1 pseudogene is annotated in these 457 nt (G+C 77.0%); it reads right to left on the reverse strand.

The features are described from left to right. A pseudogene (locus tag G3I53_RS09170) lies at nt 1-299 on the reverse strand (hypothetical protein); the annotation flags it as partial. Between the last annotated feature and the right edge of the window lie 158 nt (nt 300-457).

Genomic DNA, 457 nt, shown 5'->3' on the forward strand with positions numbered 1-457 from the left:
CAGCGCACCTTCGTCCACACCCGCGTGTCGCCGCTCTCCGGGGCGGGCGCGGGCAGGGCGCGGGCCGCGTCCTCGGTCAGCACGGCCCGCACCTCGTGGCTCGACGCCCGGCGTTCGGCGAGCGAGTCGTCCACCGCACCGGCGGCGGCCAGGGCACCGAACCCGCCGAGGACGAGTCCCAGGACCAGCGTGGTGAGCAGCAGCCATGCCTCGATCACATCGCTGCGGCGCCGCAGCGGATTCCGCCTCCAGCGCCAGAACCACACCCTGCGGGGGCACTCACCCCGCCTCCTCGCCATGGGTCGTCACCTCCTCGCGCGGTCCCGCACACCGCGCGGCGCCGGTCGGCCGAAGGCGGTCGCACCACGCGCGCGGCGGTGTCACCTCTTCCAGAGTGGGCCACCCGGCCGCCACGCGCACGGGGCCGAAGGGCCCGGACCGGTGGCCCGGACCGCCC

The sequence above is a fragment of the Streptomyces sp. SID14436 genome (assembly GCF_010548465.1).
In the GTDB taxonomy this organism is placed as follows: domain Bacteria; phylum Actinomycetota; class Actinomycetes; order Streptomycetales; family Streptomycetaceae; genus Streptomyces.